This is a genomic window from Microvirga sp. RSM25 (assembly GCF_044784385.1).
In the GTDB taxonomy this organism is placed as follows: domain Bacteria; phylum Pseudomonadota; class Alphaproteobacteria; order Rhizobiales; family Beijerinckiaceae; genus Microvirga; species Microvirga tunisiensis.
The window spans coordinates 4,371,378-4,391,037 of sequence record NZ_CP173039.1 but is presented as its reverse complement, the minus strand read 5'-3'; the positions used below and the strand labels follow the sequence as shown (position 1 = coordinate 4,391,037).

The following is a 19,660-nucleotide window of genomic DNA, read 5'->3' as shown; positions in this document are numbered from 1 at the left end:
GAGGGGCGGACGGTCGATGAGCGAGCCTCCTCGGACGACCATGTCACGCCTTCGCTCCGGCCTCGTCGCGGCTGGTGTCCAGCGGCCAGCGGGCGCGGGCCGGGGCTGCGATGTCGTCGATGAGGCCGAGGCGCATGCGCTCGAGGCCCGCCCAGGCGATCATGGCGCCGTTGTCGCCGCACAGATGCAGCGGTGGTGCGACGAGCTTGAGTCCGGCTTCGACGGCCAGGCGCTGAAGCCCTTGGCGCATGCCCTGGTTGGCCGCGACGCCGCCTGCCACCACCAGCGCAGTCGGGTGGCCCGCAATCTCGCGGAAGGCGCGCAGGCCCACGCGGGTGCGGTCGACCACCACGTCGACGATGGCGGCCTGGAAGCTGGCGCAGAGATCGGAGATGTCGCTGGCCGTGAGCGGGGCGATCTTTTCCGCCTCGATCCGCACCGCAGTCTTGAGGCCGGAGAGCGAGAAATTCGGTTCCGCGCGGCCCTGCATGGGACGGGGGAAGGCGAAGCGCTCCGGATTGCCCTTGACCGCCTCCTGCTCCACGTGCGGCCCGCCGGGATAGGGCAGACCGAGCATCTTGGCGACCTTGTCGAAGGCCTCGCCGATGGCGTCGTCGATGGTGGTGCCGAGCCGCACGTAATCGCCGACGCCGCGCACCGCCACGAGCTGGGTATGGCCGCCGGAGGCGAGCAGCAGGAGATAGGGAAAGCCGATGCCCTCGGTGAGGCGCGCGGTGAGCGCATGAGCCTCGAGATGGTTCACGGCCATCAGGGGCTTGCGGGTTACGAGCGCGATGGCCTTGGCGGTGGTCAGGCCCACCAGGACGCCGCCGATCAGGCCGGGGCCGGCCGCCACGGCGATACCGTCGAGGTCCTTCACGGAGCAGTTGGCGCTTTTCAGCGCGCGGGCGATGAGCCGGTCGATCACCTCCACATGGGCGCGGGCCGCGATCTCCGGCACGACGCCGCCGTAGCGGGCGTGTTCGGCGATTTGGCTCAAGACCTCGTTGGAGAGGATCTCGCCGCGTCCATCGAAGCCGACGCCGACCACGGCGGCCGCGGTCTCGTCGCAGGTGGTCTCGATGCCTAGAATGCGCATGATCGTTGGCTGCTCGATTAAGGTGTTGTCCGGACTTCCGGCCCGGCGCTCCTCCCCCTATAGTCCGCCGCGCCGCACAAGATCAAACGCGGATGTTGTTTTTGGAAGATCTGACAAAACACCGGCCTCCTGAGAGGCTGGCTCGTCATGAGCTTCCCTCGCCGTCATGGCCGGGCTTGTCCCGGCCATCCCGACCAGAAGAGCGCTGAGCTTTTCTCAATCGGGATCACCGGCACGAGGCCGGTGATGACGTGAGAGGGCGTCGGTCTCTGATGAGCCAGATTCTCAGGATGAGGCTTAAGGTGAGTTTCGTCAGGAACCTTTGATTGGAGAACCCAGCCAGAATGGCCTCTTCACCTACCCTGGTCATCGGTACGCGAGGCAGTCCGCTCGCCCTCGCACAGGCTCACGAGACGCAAGACAGGCTGGTCGCCGCCCATGGCTGGACCGTGGAGCACCTGCCCCTGTCGATCATCAAGACCACGGGCGATGCCATCCAGGACCGGCCCCTCTCGGAGGCCGGCGGCAAGGGGCTCTTCACCAAGGAGCTCGACATCGCGCTGCTCGAAGGCTCCATCGACCTTGCGGTCCATTCCGCCAAGGACCTGCCGACGACCCTGCCGGAAGGCATCGTCATCGCCGGCTTCCTGCCGCGCGAGGACGTGCGCGACGCCTTCATCAGCCATCGCTTCAAGAGCCTGCACGATCTGCCGCAGGGCGCCGTCGTCGGCTCGGCCTCGCTGCGGCGCCAGGCGCAGGTTCGCCGCCTGCGGCCCGACCTCCAGGTCACGCTGCTGCGCGGCAACGTGCAGACGCGGCTCGCCAAGCTCGAACGCGGCGAGGTCGACGCGACCCTGCTCGCCATGGCGGGCCTGCGCCGTCTCGGGCTCACCGATCACGTCACGACCGTTCTCGAGACGGACGATTTTCTCCCCGCCGTCGGGCAGGGCGCCATCGCGGTCGCGATCCGCGCCGAGGACCAGCGGGTGCGGGCGGCCCTGCAGCCGATCCTCGATGCGCCGACCGGCCATGCGCTTTCCGCCGAGCGGGCCTTTCTCACCATCCTCGACGGCTCCTGCCGCACGCCCATCGCGGGCCATGCGCGGCTGATCGGCAACGACCTCGAAATCCGCGGCCTCGTGCTGCGCCCCGACGGGTCGGAGAGCCTGGAGGCGGTTCGCCGCGGCTCGCCGGACGACGCGGTGGCGCTCGGGCGCGAGGCCGGCTCGGAATTGCGCGCCCGCATGCCGCCCGACTTCCTGAAAGCCTGATGCGGGTTCTCGTCACCCGCTCCGCCCACGATGCCGGGCGCACGGCCGAGAGGCTGGCGGGCCTCGGTCACGCGGCGTGCCTTGCGCCCGTGACCCGGATCGTGCCCACGGGCGATCCCGCGCCCGAAGCGCGTTGTGACGCCCTCATCGTCACCAGCGCCCATGCGGCGGAGGCCCTGGCGGCCTTCGATCGGCAGAAGCCGGTCTTCGCCGTCGGCGAGCGCACGGCGGACTCGGTGCGCTCGCAGGGATTTGCCGACGTGACCGTGGCGGACGGCGATGCGGTGTCGCTGTCGCGGCTGATTCGCGGGCGATTGCCGCCCGGCCTTGCTCTTCTTCATGTGACGGCCCGCCATCACAAGGAGGAGCCGGCGGCGTCCCTGCGCGCGGCCGGATTCACCGTGCTGCCATGGGAAGCCTATGAGGCGAAAGCCGTCGAACGTCTTCCCGAAGCCGCCATCGAGGCCCTGCGCTCTGGCCAAATCGGCGCCGCGCTCCATTATTCACGGCGGAGCGCGGATCTCGTCGTCCGGCTGGCGGAGGAGGCGGGACTGGCATCCCACCTCAGAGCCTTTCCCCATCTCTGCCTCTCGGCCGATGTGGCCGCGCCCCTGACCACGGCCGGCGCCGCGACCCTCGTGGCGGGAGATCCTTCCGAGGATGCGCTTCTCAGGCTCCTCGATCCGCTCCCATGAACCCTGTCGCCGCTTCGTTTACGATTCGGACGTTAGGGAGCTTTGCCATACGGAGAGGATCGTGGTCCGATGGGCCCGTCCGTTTTGAGGATCGTACCGGAGAGAGGGAACGAAACGCTGCGCCCAAGCTTGCCTCAATTGCATTTCACACTGACCCTTCGAAGATCTCGCCTTACGCGAATCTTCCCCTGGCGACCCGTGCAAGAGTGACCCGTGACCGATTCATCTGATTCCCGACGTCCGAAATCGTCCCGCAAGAAGCCCTCGCGTGAGCCGGCGACCCTTGACCTTAAGGCAACCGTGATCGACGAAGGCTCCGTTCAGACCGGTCCCGAAGGTGGCGCCCAGGATACCCTCGGCGACACCCTCGACGCGGACGTTCGCACGCCCGAGGAGACCATTGCCAGCGGCAGCGAGCCTCCGGCCGAGGACGTGGTGGCCTCGCCGGAAGCCAGTCTCGATTCCGGGATCGGCACCGACACGCTTCCGTCCGGGGCATCCGTCGAGGAGTCTGGCGAGGGGCTTGGCGAGGGGTCTGGAAGACAGGATACCATTTCATCTGAAAGCTCCTTCCAGGAGCCTTCCGCATCCCGGACGCGCGAAGAAACCGCGCCGCCACCGGCTCCCGAGCGGCGCAGTTCAGCCGGCGCCCTCATCGGTTCGGGTTTGCTCGGCGGCCTGATCGGAGCGGGGCTTCTTTATGGATTGCAGGCTTGGCAGGGCTTTCCGGCTCAGGACGACCCGCGGCTCGCGCAACTGGAGCAGCGCGTGAACGCCCTGCGGCAGCAGCCGGCTCCTTCCGGGCAGCCGCAGGCCAACACGCAGGCGCTGGAAGGCCGGCTCCAGGCACTCGAATCCGCCCGGGGAGAACTGGATCAGCGGCTCCAGACCGTTCAGGGCACGGCTCAACAGGCTGCCACCCAGGCGCAGGATGCCCTGAACCGTCCCGCGCCGGAGGCCCCGCAACCGTCGCCCCAGAACGAGGCGGCGCTCACCGACCTGTCCAGCCGCCTCTCGGCCCTGGAGGAGCAGGTCCGGGCGAACGCCCAGAACGTAACGAATGCCGCAAGCGTCACGCAGGAGCTCGACCGCCGCATTGCGGACCTGGACCGGCGCTTCTCCGATCAGGACCGCCGGTTCGGCGAGGCGGAACGGCGTCTCGGGGAGACGGAGCGTCGATTCGCGGATACCGACCGTCGTTTCACCGAGCAGGAGCAGCGCCTTGCGACGCTCTCCCAGCAGGCGGCGGAGAACACCCGGAACGCCGAGGCGGCGAGCCAGACCGGAACCAAGGTCGTTCTCGCCGGACGCCTGAACGATGCGCTGAAAAGCGGAACGCCTTATGCCGAGGTGCTCGATGGCGTGAAGAAGGCCGGAGCCGACGCCGGCCGCGTGGCACCTTTGGAGCCCTTCGCCCAGCAGGGAGCTCCGACAGCAGCCACCCTCACCCAGGGCTTCGAGCCGATCGAGACAGCGATCCTGCGCGAGAGCCGCGGCCCGGCCGAGGGCTGGACCGACCGGCTCCTGCGCATGGCCGACCGCGTGGTGACGGTCAAGCCGGTGAACGAACCGGGCTCGACCGGCGTTCCGGCTCTTGTCGCCCGCATCAGGCAGGCCTTGGAGCGCGGCGATGTGGTGGAAGCCGCCGCCGCCTGGAATGCCTTACCGGAACCGTCGCGAAGGCTCTCCGAAGACTGGGGCCGGCAGGTCAGGGCAGTCGCCGAAGCGCACCAGGCCGCGCAGGCGATCAGCGCTGATGCTCTGGCCACCCTCAATCGTACGACGCAATAAAAGGATCAGCCCCGCATGTGGCGCGCTCTTGTCTTCATCGGTCTTCTCTGCGTCGCGGCCTTTGCCGCGGTCTGGCTGGCCGACCGGCCCGGTACGGTTCTGATCACCTTCGGCGGTTACGAGATCCAGATGTCGGTGGCGGTGGCCGCCATCGCGCTGGCCGGCGTTGCGCTGGCCTTGGCCGTGCTCTGGTCCCTGGTCACCGGCCTCATCCAGCTTCCCTCCCGCCTGACCTTCGCGTCGCGAGCGCGCCGCCGCTCTCGGGGCTACCAGGCCGTCTCCAGGGGCATGTTGGCCGTGGGCGCGGGCGATACCATCGCGGCCCGTCGCTATGCCAACGAGGCCGAGCGCCTGCTGGGCAAGGAGCCGCTGACGCTCCTGCTCAAGGCACAGGCCGCCCAGGTCTCCGGCAATCGGGAGGCCGCCGAAGCCGCCTTCACGCAGATGATGGGCGAGGACGAGACCCGGGTCCTCGGCCTGCGCGGCCTCTTCGTCGAGGCACGGCGCCGGGGCGATGCGGCGTCGGCCCATCAATTTGCCTCCGAGGCCGTGCGCCTGGCGCCCGCCGCCGCCTGGGCGAGCGACGCGGTTCTCGAGGCGCGCTGCGCCGAACGGGATTGGCGCGGAGCGCTCGAAACCGTCGAGCGGCGGACCTCGCTCGGCCTCCTCGACAAGAAGACGGCCAGACGCCACAGGGCCGTGCTTCTGACGGCGGATGCCCTGGAGAGGGTGGATCACGATCCTGAGGGCGCACTCCGAAGCGCTCAGGATGCGGTGAAGCTCGCTCCCGACCTTGTGCCGGCCGCGGCGCTCGCCGGTCGGTTGCTCTCGCGAAAGGGTGATCTGCGCAAGGCGGCCAAGGTGGTGGAGACCGCTTGGCAAAGCTTACCGCATCCGGATCTGGCGGAGGTCTATCTCAACCTGCGCCCCGGCGATTCGGGGCTCGACCGTCTCAAGCGGGCTGAAACTCTCTCCCGCCTCGCCAACGGTGCGCCGGAAGGCCGGCTCGCCGTGGCGCGCTCCGCCCTGGAAGCACGCGAGTTCGACCGGGCCCGCGATGCACTGGAGCCCCTGCTGCAGGACCGGCCGAGCATGCGGGTGTGCCTGCTCATGTCCGATCTGGAGCAGGCGGAGCATGGCGCTACGGGCAAGGGCCGGGAATGGCTTGCGCGCGCTACCCGCGCGCCGCGGGATCCGGCTTGGATCGCCGACGGGGTCGTGTCGGACCACTGGGCGCCGATCTCGCCGGTGACCGGCCGTCTCGACGCCTTCGTCTGGCAGGCGCCGCCGGATGTGCTGATCGCTCCCGAGCTCACCCTCCATGACGACGTGACGGCGGACCTCGACGACGAGGTCAGGGCGTTGCCCATTGCGGCAGTCGAAGAGCCTGTTTCTCCGCCTCCCTCCAGCGAACCCGTTTCCGCGCCTGAGGCCCCGCCGGCAGAGACGGAGGTCAGAACCGAGGCCGTCATCGCCGAGCCGGTCATGGGAGCGGTGAAGGAGGAAACGCCTCTTCCGCAGCCCGGGCCGGTCGTCTTCCCGACCACGCCGCCCGACGTGCCGAAACCGAAGGAGCAGGCGTCGGCACGTCGCAGCGTTTTTTCGGTCTGGTAGGCCATTCCGATCTTTCCCTCCCTTGCCAAGCAGCGGGGGAGGGGGTAAGAGGGCGGCCTCTCGGATCGCAGAATTGCGATGCCGCAATAGCTCAGCTGGTAGAGCACCTCATTCGTAATGAGGGGGTCGGGGGTTCGAATCCCTCTTGCGGCACCATTCCACTCCTGGCGGCAGCGTCGGGCTGGAAGGCGTGGCAGGGGGTCATAGCTCAGTTGGGAGAGCGCTTGAATGGCATTCAAGAGGTCGGCGGTTCGATTCCGCCTGGCTCCACCATCCTGCTAAGACGAGAGACGGAGCGTGCGGGTGTAGCTCAGGGGTAGAGCACAACCTTGCCAAGGTTGGGGTCGAGGGTTCGAATCCCTTCGCCCGCTCCAATTCCTTCAATAAGGAATGCATCGACAAGGCGCCTTCGGGCGCCTTTCGTGTTTTTGCGCTCATGAAGCAAACGGGCCCATTCCATGGGTGGAACGGGCCCGCGGTGACTCGAAGTCACACGTCATTGACGTTCATCCGGGTAAACCGGTCATAGAATATGAAATGTCGAGCTGAAGGGTGCCTCCAACGCTCAATGTCTCGACGCGGAGGGGGTCTTCAGCCCAGGCGATATCGCTATGCGAGCCTCCATCCGTTCAAGCCGGGGCGGGTGCCCGGTTCATCGATGTTGCGGAACAGGCTTCGGTCAGGAACCCGCTCGAACAAGCATGCCGCTCCGCTCTCTGCGACGGACCTTTCTCCAAGAGTGAGATCGTGTGCCGTCAGAGATAAAAAGATCTCGCACACTGCTTGTTTCAGCGTAGCGGAAAAGAAAAAAGCCCGGCTAACGATTGCCGGGCTTTGGTGGTCTTGAACCGTGTCGAACGGAGAGGCTCTGATTACGCCGCCTTGACGTCCTGGAGGAAGGTCGCGACCTCGCGCCCGAGATCGTTGGAGTGACGCGACAGCTCCTGGGCTGCGCCCAGCACCTGGCTCGCCGCCGAACCAGTTTCTCCGGCCCCGTGCTGCACATCGACGATGTTGCCGGTCACCTGCTCGGTTCCCCGTGCCGCTTCCTGCACATTGCGGGCGATCTCGGCCGTCGCCGCGCCCTGCTCCTCCATTGCGGCCGCGATGGATACGGAAATTTGCGACATCTCGGTGATGGTGCGGGCGATCTCCTGGATCGCCGCCACGGTCTGCTGCGTCGCCTGCTGCACCGAGCCGATCTGAGCCGAGATCTCCTCCGTCGCCTTGGCCGTCTGATTGGCCAGATCCTTCACCTCCGAGGCTACCACGGCAAAGCCCTTGCCGGCCTCGCCGGCGCGTGCCGCCTCGATGGTAGCGTTGAGCGCCAGCAGGTTGGTCTGGCCCGCGATGGTGTTGATCAGCTGCACCACATTGCCGATCTTGGCCGCCATTGCCGCCAGTTCCTGAACGGTGCCATTGGTATGCTGGGCACCTTCGACCGCCCGGTCGGCGATCTGCGAGGACTGCGCCACCTGGGAGGCGATCTCACGGATCGAGATCGACAGCTCCTCGGTGGCGGCCGCCACCGTCTGCACGTTGGCCGAGGTTTGTTGGGCCACCGAAGCCACGGTGACCGATTGCTGCGTCGTCTGGCCGGCGATGGCGGTCATCGACTGCGCGGTGGCTTCCATCTCGGTGGCGGCCGAGGACAGCCCTTGCGTCAGGGCCGACACGTTCAGCTCGAAGCGCTTCGTGAGCTGGTCCAGCACCTCCGCGCGGCGCATCTTGGCCTGGTTCTCGGCGTCCTGTGCGGCAGCGAGGCGGCGGGCCTCGATGGCGTTGTCCTTGAACACCTGCAGCGAGCGGGCGAGCGTCCCGACCTCGTCCTTGCGCTCCGTGCCGGTTACATCCACGGACAGGTCGCCGTTGGCGAGCTGTCCCATGGCACCGGTCACGCCGTTCAGAGGACGCGCGACGCCGTAGACCATGATCGCCCCCAGCAGACCGGTAGCGATCGTAAGACCGATAACGGAGGCAGTGATCAGATGCTTCGAAGTGCTGGAAGCTAGATCAGCCGCCTCGGTTTTCTCCCGAGTGAGGGCCTGGATGTTTGCTTCAATCCTCTGGTCGAGCGCCTGCATCGCCTTGTCGCGCAGAGCCTGCCCCTCACCGGTCGACAACTTAAAAGCTTCTTCGCTTTCGTTCAGCTGCGTATGGGCAATGCTCCGACCCATGACCGCAAAGTATTCTTCGATAGTCTTCTTCAATGCCTCATTGGAACTGCGGATATCGGGCGAATCAGAAAGTGCAATAAGATTGTCGAAATCTCTGAGAGCTGCTTCCTTCGCATCGTTGAAGCGCTTGTCATAGATCAGGATTTGTTCGACCCGCGTTTCGATGATCAGGTTCTTTTCCTGAATCGCGGCGTCATTGACATTAGCCTTGGCACTTAGCGCCGTGCTGCGCCGCGCCGCATGAGTGTCGACGATCAGCTGCGTCTCGCTCGCAAGTGTGTCGAGGCTGGATTTGGCGAAAACGATCAGTCCGATCGTTACCGCGATGAACAGAGCCACCGGAACGGCGAGCTTCGTGATCAGTTTGAGATTATTGAGCACTCTCATTGTCGTCTCGTGATCTGTCCGCATTCCCACGGACGGTGCGCGCGCCCCACGACGCGCAGGAAGTCGGGATCACAGGAATTAGCTCCTGTAGCTTGCGTCAGGCTGGTCGGCGATCGGGAATGTTGCGCCGGCTAATAACCATCATTTGCCGTGCCATCTTTGTGAGTTGCCCGGCGGACAGACGATGCTCCGTAAGTAGACAATGACAAGGGCCGCTGTTTGCAGCGGCCCTTGTCGTGCGATGTTCCGTGGTTGTGTGGACCGGGTCAGGCTGCTTTGACGCCGTGGAGGAAGGTTTCGACCTCGCGCCCGAGATCGTTGGAATGACGCGACAGCTCCTGCGCCGCGCCCAGCACCTGAGAGGCCGCCGCTCCGGTCTCGCCGGCGCCCTGCTGCACGTCGCCGATGCTGCCGGTCACCGCTTCCGTACCGCGCGCCGCCTCCTGCACGTTGCGGGCGATCTCGGCGGTCGCCGCGCCCTGCTCCTCCATGGCGGCGGCAATCGAGGTCGAGATCTGGCTCATCTCGGTGATCGTGCGGGCGATCTCCTGGATCGCCGAGACCGTCTGCTGCGTCGCCTGCTGCACCGAGCCGATCTGGGCCGAGATCTCCTCCGTCGCCTTGGCCGTCTGGCTCGCCAGCTCCTTGACCTCGGTGGCCACCACGGCAAAGCCCTTGCCGGCCTCGCCGGCACGAGCCGCCTCGATGGTGGCGTTGAGCGCCAAGAGGTTGGTCTGGCCCGCGATGGTGTTGATCAGCTGCACCACGTCGCCGATCTTGGCCGCGGTCGCGGCCAGGTCCTGCACCGCCGCATCGGTACGCCGCGCGCCCTGCACGGCGCGGTCGGCGATCTGCGAGGATTGCGCCACCTGGGAGGCGATCTCACGGATCGAGATCGACAGCTCCTCGGTGGCGGCCGCTACCGTCTGCACGTTGGCCGAGGTCTGCTGGGCCGCCGACGAGACGGTGACCGATTGCTGGGTGGTCTGGCCGGCGATCGCCGTCATCGACTGCGCGGTGGCTTCCATCTCGGTGGCAGCCGAGGACAGGCCTTGCGTCAGGGCCGAGACGTTCATCTCGAAGCGCTTCGTGAGCTGGTCCAGCACCTCGGCCCGGCGCATCTTGGCCTGGTTCTCGGCGTCCTGTGCGGCAGCGAGGTGGCGGGCCTCGATGGCGTTGTCCTTGAACACCTGCAGCGAGCGGGCGAGTGCCCCGACCTCGTCCTTGCGCTCCGTGCCGGCTACGGCCACGGACAGATCGCCGTTCGCCAACTGCCCCATCGCAGAGGTCATGCCCGTCAGCGGACGGGTGATGCCGAAGATCACAATGGCACTGATCAAACCAAGAGCAGCAAGAATACCGACGACCGCAGAAATGATGAGAGTTGTCGACGTCTCGCCAGCAAGCTCGGCGCCGTCGTCTGCCGATTTAGCCAGAGTCTTCTGATTTGCATCGATCCGTGCGGTGAGCTGCTCACGAACCTTCTTTCGGACATCACGTCCTTCGCCGTTGGAAATCGTCAAGGCAGACTGATCATTGTCCTGCATGGCAAGAGCAACGCTCTTATCCATGAGGTCAAAATAGGTGGCCAGAGTAGCCCGAATCTCCTCGTTGATCTTGCGGCGTTCGGCCGTATCAGAGAGATCTACGAGCTCTTTTGCATGTTGAAGAGCCAGTTTCTTGTATTCCTGATAAACGCTCTCGCCGCTCTTCAGGCGATCCTGCTGGCCCGCATTGAGGAGAATGAGGTTCTTCTCCTGGATGCTCGCCTCGTTCACCTCGGCATTGATCTGCAGGATGGCTGTCAAACGGGCCATGTCGTGCTCAACCAGATCCTTGGTATCGGCCGCAAGGTTGTTCAGGCCGCGATCCGCCATCACGATCAGGCCAACGCTGATCGCGACGAAGACGATAGTGGGTATAGCTAATTTGACGATCAGCTTCAGGTTATTGAGAAAACGCATGGTCCTTCGGTGACCTGCCCGCATCGCCGCGAGAGGCGCGCGCCCCCACGACGCGCATGAAACAGGTCTCTCGTTTATAATCGTTCTATGCTGCAGCGCACATTACGGGAAATTACTTAGTGAAGCTGAATTCCGAAATAAAATGAGTGCGATCTATAGAGCAATCTTAACGTAATATTTAGTATTTACTTGTCGTTAATATTTTCAGGCGTGGGGAGGCGCCATAACGTAAGCCCGTTTTCTCGAAGATTGGCGAACGTGCAGGAATGCCACGGGAGCTGCGCTCCCGCACGAGCCCAAAGAACCTAGAGAACCACGATGCCGGCGTGCTTGGCCTTGTTGTCGGGCTCCACATGGATCGTGATGAGCGCATCCTCCACATCGGCCTTGAGAGCCCGCTCCAGGCGGTCGCAGATGTCATGGGCGTCGGTAACGCTCATGTGGCCCGGCACCACGAGATGAAAATCGATGAAGGTCATCCGGCCCGCATGGCGCGTGCGCAGATCGTGGGCTTCGATGGCACCCTGCGCATTGATGGCGATGATCTCGCGAACGCGGCTCAGGGTCGCCTCGGGGAGGGCCTCGTCCATGAGACCGCCGACGCTTTCCTTGATCAGGCCCCAGCCGGACCAGAGGATGTTGAGGGCGACGAAGGCGGCGAGAGCGGAGTCGAGCCAGACCCATCCCGTGAACGGAACGAGCAGAAGGCCGATGATGACGCCCGCCGACGTCATCACATCGGTCAGGAGATGGCGACCGTCGGCCACCAGCGCGGGCGAGCGCAGGCGTCGTCCCCGGCTGATCAGGAGCCAGGACCAGAATGCATTGATCACACCGGCCAGCGCGTTGATGGCAAGCCCCTGCATGGGGGCGTCGACGATTTTCGGATTGAAGAAGCCGAAATAAGCCTCCCGCAGGATCGCCAGCGCCGCCACGATGATCAGCACGCCTTCAAGGACGGCCGAAAAATATTCCACCTTGTGGTGCCCGTAAGGATGGTTCGCGTCTGCCGGCGCGGCGCTCAGGCGCACGGCCATGAAGGCCGAGACCGCCGTCACCACATTGATGACGCTCTCCAGCGCATCCGAATAAAGCGCGATGCTGCCCGTGATGTAATAGGCGGCATATTTCAGGACGAAAACAACGGTTCCGACGAATATGCTGCCGAGGGCAAGCTTTTGAATCTTGTCCATGGCGCGATGCATAACGAGAGGGCTCTGCGGGAAATGACGCGACCTTATAGACCGTGTTCTCTCAAGCGCAAGACTTTGTTTTTACTTGCAATTCGTTCGCAAAATCACGTTTGCGGAATGACATCCTCTCTGCAAGTCAAGCCTGATCGCACAAGATGAACAGATCGATATCGCCGGGACCGGGCTCCGGCGGGATCCGGTCATTCCGGGATGGCCGTCGCCTTGAGCAGAAGCTTCCCATAATATTTCGACAGGGAGGGAGCGAGCGTCTGACAATGCCGGACAAGTTCGAGGGCTTCCACCCGCCGTCCCGCACCGATGCTGGCGAGAACCGTGGGATGCAGCTCCATCAGCTTCGCAAGCGCCGGATCCTGATGCTGCGCGGCTGGCGCCAGAATGGTGAAGATGGCGGTTTTCTCGGCGCGTCCTTTCACGGCGATGCGGTCGAGTTCGATCAACACGAAATGTTCCTGCAGCGCTTTCGCCGTCGTGGGACCGAGCACGATGGAGACACCGTATTCCTTCGACAGACTCTCCAGGCGTGAAGCGAGGTTCACCGTGTCGCCGAGGACCGAGTAATCGTAGCGCCAGCGCGAGCCCACATTGCCAACCACGCAATCGCCGGTGTTGATGCCGACGCCGACCGCGAAGCGAGGTGCATCCTCGCCCTGTTCCTGCCGCAGCTCGACATTCAGGGTGTCGACCGCTTCCAGCATGCGCATGGCCGCGCGTGCGGCGCGAAGGGGATGATCCGGGCTCGGTAGCGGCGCGTTCCAGAACGCCATGACGCAATCGCCGATATACTTGTCGATGGTGCCGCCTTCCGCGAGCACCGCTTCGGAGAGCGGATCGAGCAGGCGGTTGATGAGGGTGGTCAGCCGCTCCGGCTCGTCTTTCAGTGTCTCCGACAAGGTCGTGAAGCCGCGCACGTCGCAGAACAGGATCGAGAGATTGCGGCGCTCGCCGCCGAGCTTCAGGGCGCTCGGATCGCGCGCGAGCTGCGCCACGAGATCCGGCGAGAGATAGCGCGAGAAGGCCTCCGACACGGTGCGCCGCAGATGCCGCTCGCGCGCATAGTCGAGCCCGAATCGTGTCCCGAAGACGGCGAGCGCCGCCGCGGCCGGCAGGGCCGGTGATGCCCAGACCCGGCCGAGGCGCAACACGGCCCATGCTCCGACGAAGAAGAAGGCGACCAGGAAGGCCACCGCCAGCCCGGTCCGCCAGGAGACGCCATGAGTCGAAAAGGCTGCGGCCAGAAAAGCTCCGGCGACCACCAGAAGCACCATGACGAGCCGAGGCACGGGCAGCACGTAGAGATTATGCCGGAGATTGTCGAGGATCGTGGCCTGGACCTCCACGCCTGCCGTGAGCGTGCCCTCGGTCAGCGTATAGGGTGTCGGGAAGGTATCGGGCGCGCCGATATCGGCAGAGGTCGCCTGCTTCAGACTCAAGCCCACCAGCACGGTCTGATCCTTGAAGAATCCGGGCGGCAGAAAATTCTCCGGATCCAAAGCCTGATAATAGGAAACCGTCGGGTAGGAGCGGGCCGGCCCGAAATACTGGATCAGGGCCCCATCGGGTGCGGATGCTTGCGGTTCGCCCTTCAGGCGAAGCGCTTCGGCGGCGAAACTCTCCCGCGCCGGCGGCATGCGACGCAGATAGGCATCCCCGTCGAGATGAACGGAGGCCACGCCGATTGCCGCGCCGGCGTCCAGGAACGGATCGAGAGGACTGACCCGAGTGACCTGGATTCCCTGCGCTAGCGGGGTGGTCACGTCGTCCGCTGCCAGCACCACGTCAGGGCCGAGCACCTTTGCGAAAGCCGTATCGGCTTCCTCTGTGGTGGGGTCGGCGAAGATGATGTCGAAGGCGATCACCTTCGCACCTGCCGCACGCAGGCTCTCGACCAGTTTGGCGTGAAGTTCCCGAGACCATGGCCAGCGCTGGCCGATTTCGCCGATGGACGGCTCGTCGACGGCCACGATCACGGCGCCCGGCTGCGCAGGCAGAGGCGGTGAGATGACCGAGAGAATATCGTAGAGCCGCGCTTCGATGAGGCGAAAGGGCGGGAAGAACAGAACCGGGATCAGCAGAGCCGCAACGAGACCGGCCATGGCGAAATGGCGCCAGAGGGGCTCCCCTCTGGCATGGTCGCTTGCGGTTGTCTGCTTCCCGTTCACCTAGAACCGAGCCTTGACGCTGGCCGCAACGGTGCGGCCCGGTGCCGGGATGTCGAACCCGAAATCATATCTCTGGTCGAACAGGTTGAGCGCCGTCAGGCCGACCTGGAAGCGCCGGTCCGGCGTCTCCCAGGTCAGCGCGGCGTCGGTCGTCCAGAAGGAGTCCAGGCGGTCGTTCTCATAGGAGCCCGAACGTTCGCCGATGAAATTCTGTGTCAGCGTAAACCGCAGGCGGCTCGGATGGACGAAGGTCATTCCGAAGCGTGCAAAACGCTCCGGAATATAGGGGACCGGCTCTCCGACGCCTCTTGGCTCAGGCGTTGCCGAGCTCTCCAGAATTTTCGAGGTCGCTCCGCCGACGGTGCCGAAGACGCCGATTCCATGACCCAGCCAGACATTGACCGTGGCGGCGAGCCATTCGGCACGGGCCTTGTCGATGTCGTCGAGGCTGGTCAACGTGTTGATCCTTGGAACGTTGAGATCGTTCAGTGTTTGCCGCTGATACTCCAGGGCCGTGAAGACATGCGGCGTCCATTCCGCGTCCCAGCGCAGCACCAGGCTCTTCGTCGGTCCGCTTGCCGGCGTATCGTTCGGGATCAGTCCGACCGTCGTCGTGGGCGCGAGAGAGTAGCTCAGGAAGGTATCGGCGTTCTCGATGTAGGCGGCGCGAAGCCATTGCCCTTCCAGCGGCGAGACGCCGATGCCGAAGCGAGGGGATGCCCAAACATCGGGCTTGGCGTACTTCACATCGAGGAAGGTGCGATGAATGCCTGCTTGAGCTTCGAACCGATCATTGGGGCGCCATAAAAGATCGGCATAAGCACGGCCGCCCCGGAACGGGCTGTCGAAGGCCGACCCATCCTGCCCGTATTCCTCATATCCCCCGGCGTAGATGTAGCGGGTATCGCTGAAGCTGCTGTATCGCGCCTGTCCTGCCTGAGCCTCCAAGCCATAGCGCAAATTGAAATCACCGATTCCGATGGCATGGCTCACGGCTCCGACGACACCATCCACACGCTGCTTCTCTTGCCATAGCGTCTGGATGGTCGGAAACGCACTATAGTTCCAGAGCTCCCCGCGATCGAGCGTATCGTTCCGGGTCGCGAACACGGCGGCCGAGAGGACGTTCCGGTAGCCGAAGGTGTGGCTCCAGCCGGCCATCCCGAAGAGGTTGGTCGTGTCGCGCTCGATATGCTCGGTGTAGTCAAAGCGGTCGATATCCGTCAGGCCCGGCTGTCCCTCGTTCGCCCAGCCCATGAACATGAATCGGTCGGCGGCATTGGGGGCGGTGCCGATGCTGAACGTGATCCCCCGTCCCCTCTCGTTATCGGCGGTCAGATTGCCACGGGCCTCATTGGCGCTCGCAGACAGGCTGAAGCTCGTCGGCAGCGGTTCGTTGGAGAAGCCGTTGACCAGCACGCCCGATTGCCAGCCAACCTGGCCGCCGCGCACGATCGCACCGCCCCCGATCTCGGTGTCGAGGAAAGGCCGGCGGATCGGATCGAAGCGTCCGATGCGGCCGGCAACGGCCAGGGGATCGAGAAGAAGTCCCTGAATCGAGAGGTTCAGAGCCGCACTGTTGAGCTCCGTTCCTTCCGCGGCGTCGAGCGTCGGCTCCGTCGGGAACAGGCCCGGCCGACTGACGATCGCCTGATCGAAATACCCTTGCGCCTCGAAAGGATCGAACGTGCGGTCGGCATAGAATCGCGCCCAATCGTGCAGGTTGATGAAGCGGTAGGCCTCGACAGGGTAGGAGCCCGTCTGCTTGCTGACCGAGATCCCGGTGTAGTCCCCGCCGCGATCCCGGTAGCGCCGCAGGGCCTCGCGCGCGGCAAGGATCGCCTCGTCGGCCAGATAGAGATCGAGAGCGAAGGCCGTGCGCAGGATGGGGACGATGGGTGCCCTGGGATCGAGCCGATCCGCATTGTCGAGGGTCTGCCAGGCGAGTTCGTAATCGCCGTTCTGAAAATAAGTGTCGGCCAGCATCAGCTGATCGTTGGAAAGAGCCGGATTGACGGCGGAGCCGGCCAGCATGGACTCGATCGCTTCCGCCATTTTGCCTTTCTGCAGAAGATAGCGCCCGCGGGCCGAGTAGGCTGTGGGGGGATCGAGCGCCAGCGCCTTGTCGATGAGAGCGCCTGCCTCGTCCACCCGGCTCTGATCGAGAAGAAGGATGGCCAGGTTGGTGTAGGGAATCGGGTTCTGCGGCTCCATCTCGAGCGCGCGCCGGAACGCGGCTTCGGCTTCGATGAGCGCACCCCGGCTCTGTTCGAGCAGGCCGATCTGGTTCAGAAGCGAAAAATTCGGATCGGTCTTCACGACCTTGTAGAGATCGGCAAGAGCCCCATCGATGTCGCGGGCATAATCCGCCTTGATCGTCGCCCCGAACGCGATCACGTTCGGATCGGTCGGGTCGATCGCCCGGGCTCGTTCATAAGCCGCGTACATGTCCTCGCGATGGTCGAGATCCTGGGCGAGCGACGCCGAGAGAATGGCAAGCCCGGCATCGTTCGGAAATTTCTTCTCGGCAGCCGCCGTTTCGGCAGCGGCGGCTTTGAGATCCTGACGGAAGCCCGTGAGGTAGGCGCTGATCTCCGCCGTTCTGGCATCCTTGACCGGAACTCTCGGTGCCGGTTGAACCCGCTTCGGATCCGCCAGGGAGGCCGCGGCATAGCGGCCATACTCAGCCCAGCCTCGCCGCCGAGGATCGAGGCCAGGTTTCGCGCGTTCGAACAGCTTGATGGCGTCCTGCCAGCGGCGGTCCGCACCGGCCATCAGGGCTTCCAGATAATCGGCACGGGCGCGCTGCGCCCTGGTCATCGGGCGGCTACGGGCTTCCGCGAGGGGAGCTGCCGCGGCACGCCTGCCGTTGGAATTCATGACGCTCTCGGCGAGGGTGAGCCAATCTTCCGTCGTGCGGGTTTCAGCCGGAAGAGCCTGGATTCTGGTGCTCTCGGCTTCGAACGGCTTGTTCTCCAAGGTTGTCGTCGGCAGGTTGATGAACACCTCGCGCATCGACATGTAGAACAGCATCTGCTCGCGGTCGTTGGGGCTGACGAGCACGAATTTCGTCGGCGCCTGACCGACGGCCGCTACGGCCCCTTCGCCCTGGCGCACCGTCACGGCGCCTTGCGGGTTCTTGAGCTCGACGACGCCTTCGAGCACCACGAGCGAGGTCTTGCCCGAGCCGTCCACCGACAGCGACCAGTCGGTGCCGCGGATCGCCGCGACGGCTGCCGGCGTCTTGACGTCGACACCCGAGCCGCCACGGGCCGCGCGGGCCCAGATGTTGCCGCCCTGGAGGCTGAGCTGGGTCGCGTCGGCCGGCCCGTTCGCCACGTCGTTCACCGTCAGGGTCGAGTTGCGACCGACGCGGATCTGGGTCTGGTCGTTGAACAGGATCGCCAGGTTGCCGATGGCGTTGGTGCGCAGGGTATCGCCGCCGACGAGGCTTTGCTGGAGCTGGGCGGCCCGCCAGAGATCCTCGCGCACGAAGCGCATCTCCTCGCCGCCCTTGGCCGCCACGATGGCGCCTGCGGCGGGGGCTTGACGCGGCATGGGGGATTGGGCCTGCGCGTCGGCAAGAGAAAGCGCCAGGACGCTTGTGGCGGCCAAAAGTCTGAGGGATCGGAAAGACATGGAAGGTCGGCTCGATCGAAAGGTTACCTGCTCTAACGTTACTGGAACTTAGCAGGAAGAGCCTAGGAACAAAGCCGATTCACATCATGAATGATGTGTTTTGCAGCACAGGGTGAACGATTGCGGCATTAAGGCCACAGATGAGGCGTCGGATCGGGCGACGATGCCGATTTCAGGCCATCTTGCCGCGTGCGACCAGCAGTTTCTGCTTCAGATCGTGCTGGGCAAAGGGTTTCTGCAGAACGGGGCGGTCCCGGAAGGCATCGCGGATGCCGGCGCTGCCGTAGCCCGTGGAGAACACGAAGGGAATCGAACGCTGCGCCAGGGCCTCGGCCACCGGGTAGATCGGCTCGCCGGCGACATTCACGTCGAGGATGGCCAGATCGACCTGTTCGCGTGCCACGGCGTCGAGAGCTGCCGACAGCCGGGCTGCCGGGCCGACCACCTCGCAACCGAAGTCGAGAAGCATGTCTTCCAGGAGCAGGGAGATCGCAGCTTCATCCTCAACGACGAGAATACGCAGGCCGTTGAGATCGCCGTCGCTGGTAACGCTGTCGGTCACGGGGTCACTTTCTTTCACGCTGGGGCGCTGGCCGATGGCTCAGCAGAGCACGGAACAAGATGCGCTGGATGGTCTGAACTTCAAGCCTGGAGAATCAGACGCTTCTATCATTTTTGCGCATCCATGCAAAAACCGGGCGGAGCCGGTCTGATCCATGATATCGTTATCTAATCTTAGAGCGGCGGCGGGGCTTTGCCTAGGTCTCTTACCCCTGTCTCTTGCTCTTTGAAATGATCCGGTAAAGGGAATGGCCAAAATCGGCGGCTGCCCCTTGCGGAGAACGCGCCTTATCCCGAATAATCGGCCCATGTTCTCGCGTGATTGCCCCCGTTTCGTCATGAACGCCTCCCTATCGGATCGAAGCCATGCCTAGGCGGCGTTCCAAGGCACCCGTTCTCATCGTTCTGCATCAGGAGCACTCGACGCCCGGCCGGGTCGGGCGCCTGCTCGTGGAGCGCGGCTATCGCCTCGACATCCGCCGCCCCCGCTTCGGCGATCCGCTGCCGGAAACGCTCGCAGGGCACACGGGGGCCGTGATCTTCGGCGGCCCGATGAGCGCCAACGATCCGGACGATTTCGTCAAGGCTGAGATCGACTGGATCGAAGTGCCGCTCAAGGAGAACAAGCCCTATCTCGGCCTCTGCCTGGGTGCGCAGATGATGGCGAAGCACCTCGGCGCCCCCGTCTGGACCCATCCAGAAGGCCGGGCCGAGATCGGTTATTACCCCTTACTGCCGACGGCCGCCGGCGAGGCCCTCAGCAGCGATTGGGGCGTTCCCTGGCCGAGCCACGTCTATCACTGGCACCGGGAAGGCTTCGACTGCCCCTCCGGTGCCGAGACCCTGGCGACGGGCGACGATTTTCCGACGCAGGCGATTCGGGTTGGGAAAAGGGCGTTCGGCCTCCAGTTCCACCCGGAGGTCACCCATGCCATGCTCTGCCGCTGGACGGTTCACGCCGAGGAGCGGTTGCGTATGCCGGGCGCACAGGATCGCGTGCGGCAGCTTGCGGGGCGCTTCCAGCACGACCCCCATGTCTCGCGCTGGCTCGACCGGTTCCTCGACCACTGGCTCGATGAGAAGAGATGA

The 19,660-nt window shown here is 64.8% G+C and carries 12 protein-coding genes and 3 tRNA genes; 8 read left to right on the top strand and 7 right to left on the bottom strand.

The features are described 5' to 3' along the window. Window positions 1–43: 43 nt before the first annotated feature. A complete protein-coding gene (tsaD, locus tag ACD578_RS20830) occupies window positions 44–1,099 on the bottom strand; it encodes a tRNA (adenosine(37)-N6)-threonylcarbamoyltransferase complex transferase subunit TsaD (protein WP_404288126.1) in 1,056 nt (351 codons plus the stop codon). A 344-nt stretch (window positions 1,100–1,443) separates the two neighbouring features. Between tsaD and hemC the strand changes: the two genes are divergently transcribed. The 7 genes from hemC (at window position 1,444) to ACD578_RS20795 (ending at window position 6,844) form a co-directional block, all read left to right on the top strand. Continuing rightward, a complete protein-coding gene (gene hemC, locus ACD578_RS20825) occupies window positions 1,444–2,370 on the top strand; it encodes a hydroxymethylbilane synthase (RefSeq protein ID WP_404288124.1) in 927 nt (308 codons plus the stop codon). After that, window positions 2,370–3,065 carry a uroporphyrinogen-III synthase gene (locus ACD578_RS20820; protein ID WP_404288122.1) on the top strand — a complete coding sequence of 232 codons (696 nt, stop codon included), beginning with the start codon at window positions 2,370–2,372 and terminating at the stop codon, window positions 3,063–3,065. The genes hemC and ACD578_RS20820 overlap by 1 nt, the downstream gene beginning before the upstream one ends. Before the next feature lie 213 nt (window positions 3,066–3,278). After that, window positions 3,279–4,856, top strand: a complete 1,578-nt coding sequence (locus ACD578_RS20815; protein ID WP_404288120.1) for a mitofilin family membrane protein — start codon at window positions 3,279–3,281, stop codon at window positions 4,854–4,856. 15 nt (window positions 4,857–4,871) lie between these two features. Then, window positions 4,872–6,470: a heme biosynthesis protein HemY gene (locus tag ACD578_RS20810; RefSeq protein WP_404288118.1), complete on the top strand. Its 1,599-nt coding sequence runs from the start codon at window positions 4,872–4,874 to the stop codon at window positions 6,468–6,470. Window positions 6,471–6,550: 80 nt separating this feature from the next. After that, window positions 6,551–6,626: transfer RNA gene (locus tag ACD578_RS20805), tRNA-Thr, on the top strand. Between the two features lie 41 nt (window positions 6,627–6,667). Then, window positions 6,668–6,743 (top strand) — tRNA-Ala (locus ACD578_RS20800). Between the two features lie 26 nt (window positions 6,744–6,769). Then, window positions 6,770–6,844 (top strand) — tRNA-Gly (locus ACD578_RS20795). A 498-nt stretch (window positions 6,845–7,342) separates the two neighbouring features. On the opposite strand, the gene ACD578_RS20790 is transcribed toward ACD578_RS20795, so the two are convergent. The 6 genes from ACD578_RS20790 to ACD578_RS20765 form a co-directional block, all read right to left on the bottom strand. Further along, window positions 7,343–9,034 carry a methyl-accepting chemotaxis protein gene (locus ACD578_RS20790; protein ID WP_404288116.1) on the bottom strand — a complete coding sequence of 564 codons (1,692 nt, stop codon included), beginning with the start codon at window positions 9,032–9,034 and terminating at the stop codon, window positions 7,343–7,345. A gap of 266 nt (window positions 9,035–9,300) precedes the next feature. Next, window positions 9,301–10,998 carry a methyl-accepting chemotaxis protein gene (locus ACD578_RS20785; RefSeq protein ID WP_404288114.1) on the bottom strand — a complete coding sequence of 566 codons (1,698 nt, stop codon included), beginning with the start codon at window positions 10,996–10,998 and terminating at the stop codon, window positions 9,301–9,303. A 305-nt stretch (window positions 10,999–11,303) separates the two neighbouring features. Continuing rightward, window positions 11,304–12,191, bottom strand: a complete 888-nt coding sequence (locus ACD578_RS20780; protein ID WP_404288112.1) for a cation diffusion facilitator family transporter — start codon at window positions 12,189–12,191, stop codon at window positions 11,304–11,306. 200 nt (window positions 12,192–12,391) lie between these two features. Beyond that, window positions 12,392–14,305, bottom strand: coding sequence for a CHASE2 domain-containing protein (locus tag ACD578_RS20775; protein ID WP_404288110.1), 1,914 nt, complete (start codon window positions 14,303–14,305; stop codon window positions 12,392–12,394). A 66-nt stretch (window positions 14,306–14,371) separates the two neighbouring features. Continuing rightward, complete coding sequence (locus tag ACD578_RS20770) at window positions 14,372–18,010, bottom strand: FecR domain-containing protein (RefSeq protein WP_404288109.1); 3,639 nt, start codon at window positions 18,008–18,010, stop codon at window positions 14,372–14,374. 172 nt (window positions 18,011–18,182) lie between these two features. Beyond that, entirely contained in the window at window positions 18,183–18,572 is a 390-nt protein-coding gene (locus ACD578_RS20765; protein ID WP_162003024.1) for a response regulator, read from the bottom strand. A gap of 365 nt (window positions 18,573–18,937) precedes the next feature. On the opposite strand from ACD578_RS20765, the gene ACD578_RS20760 reads away from it, so the two are divergent. Then, on the top strand, window positions 18,938–19,660 hold the full coding sequence (locus tag ACD578_RS20760) for a glutamine amidotransferase (RefSeq protein ID WP_404288108.1): 723 nt from the start codon (window positions 18,938–18,940) through the stop codon (window positions 19,658–19,660).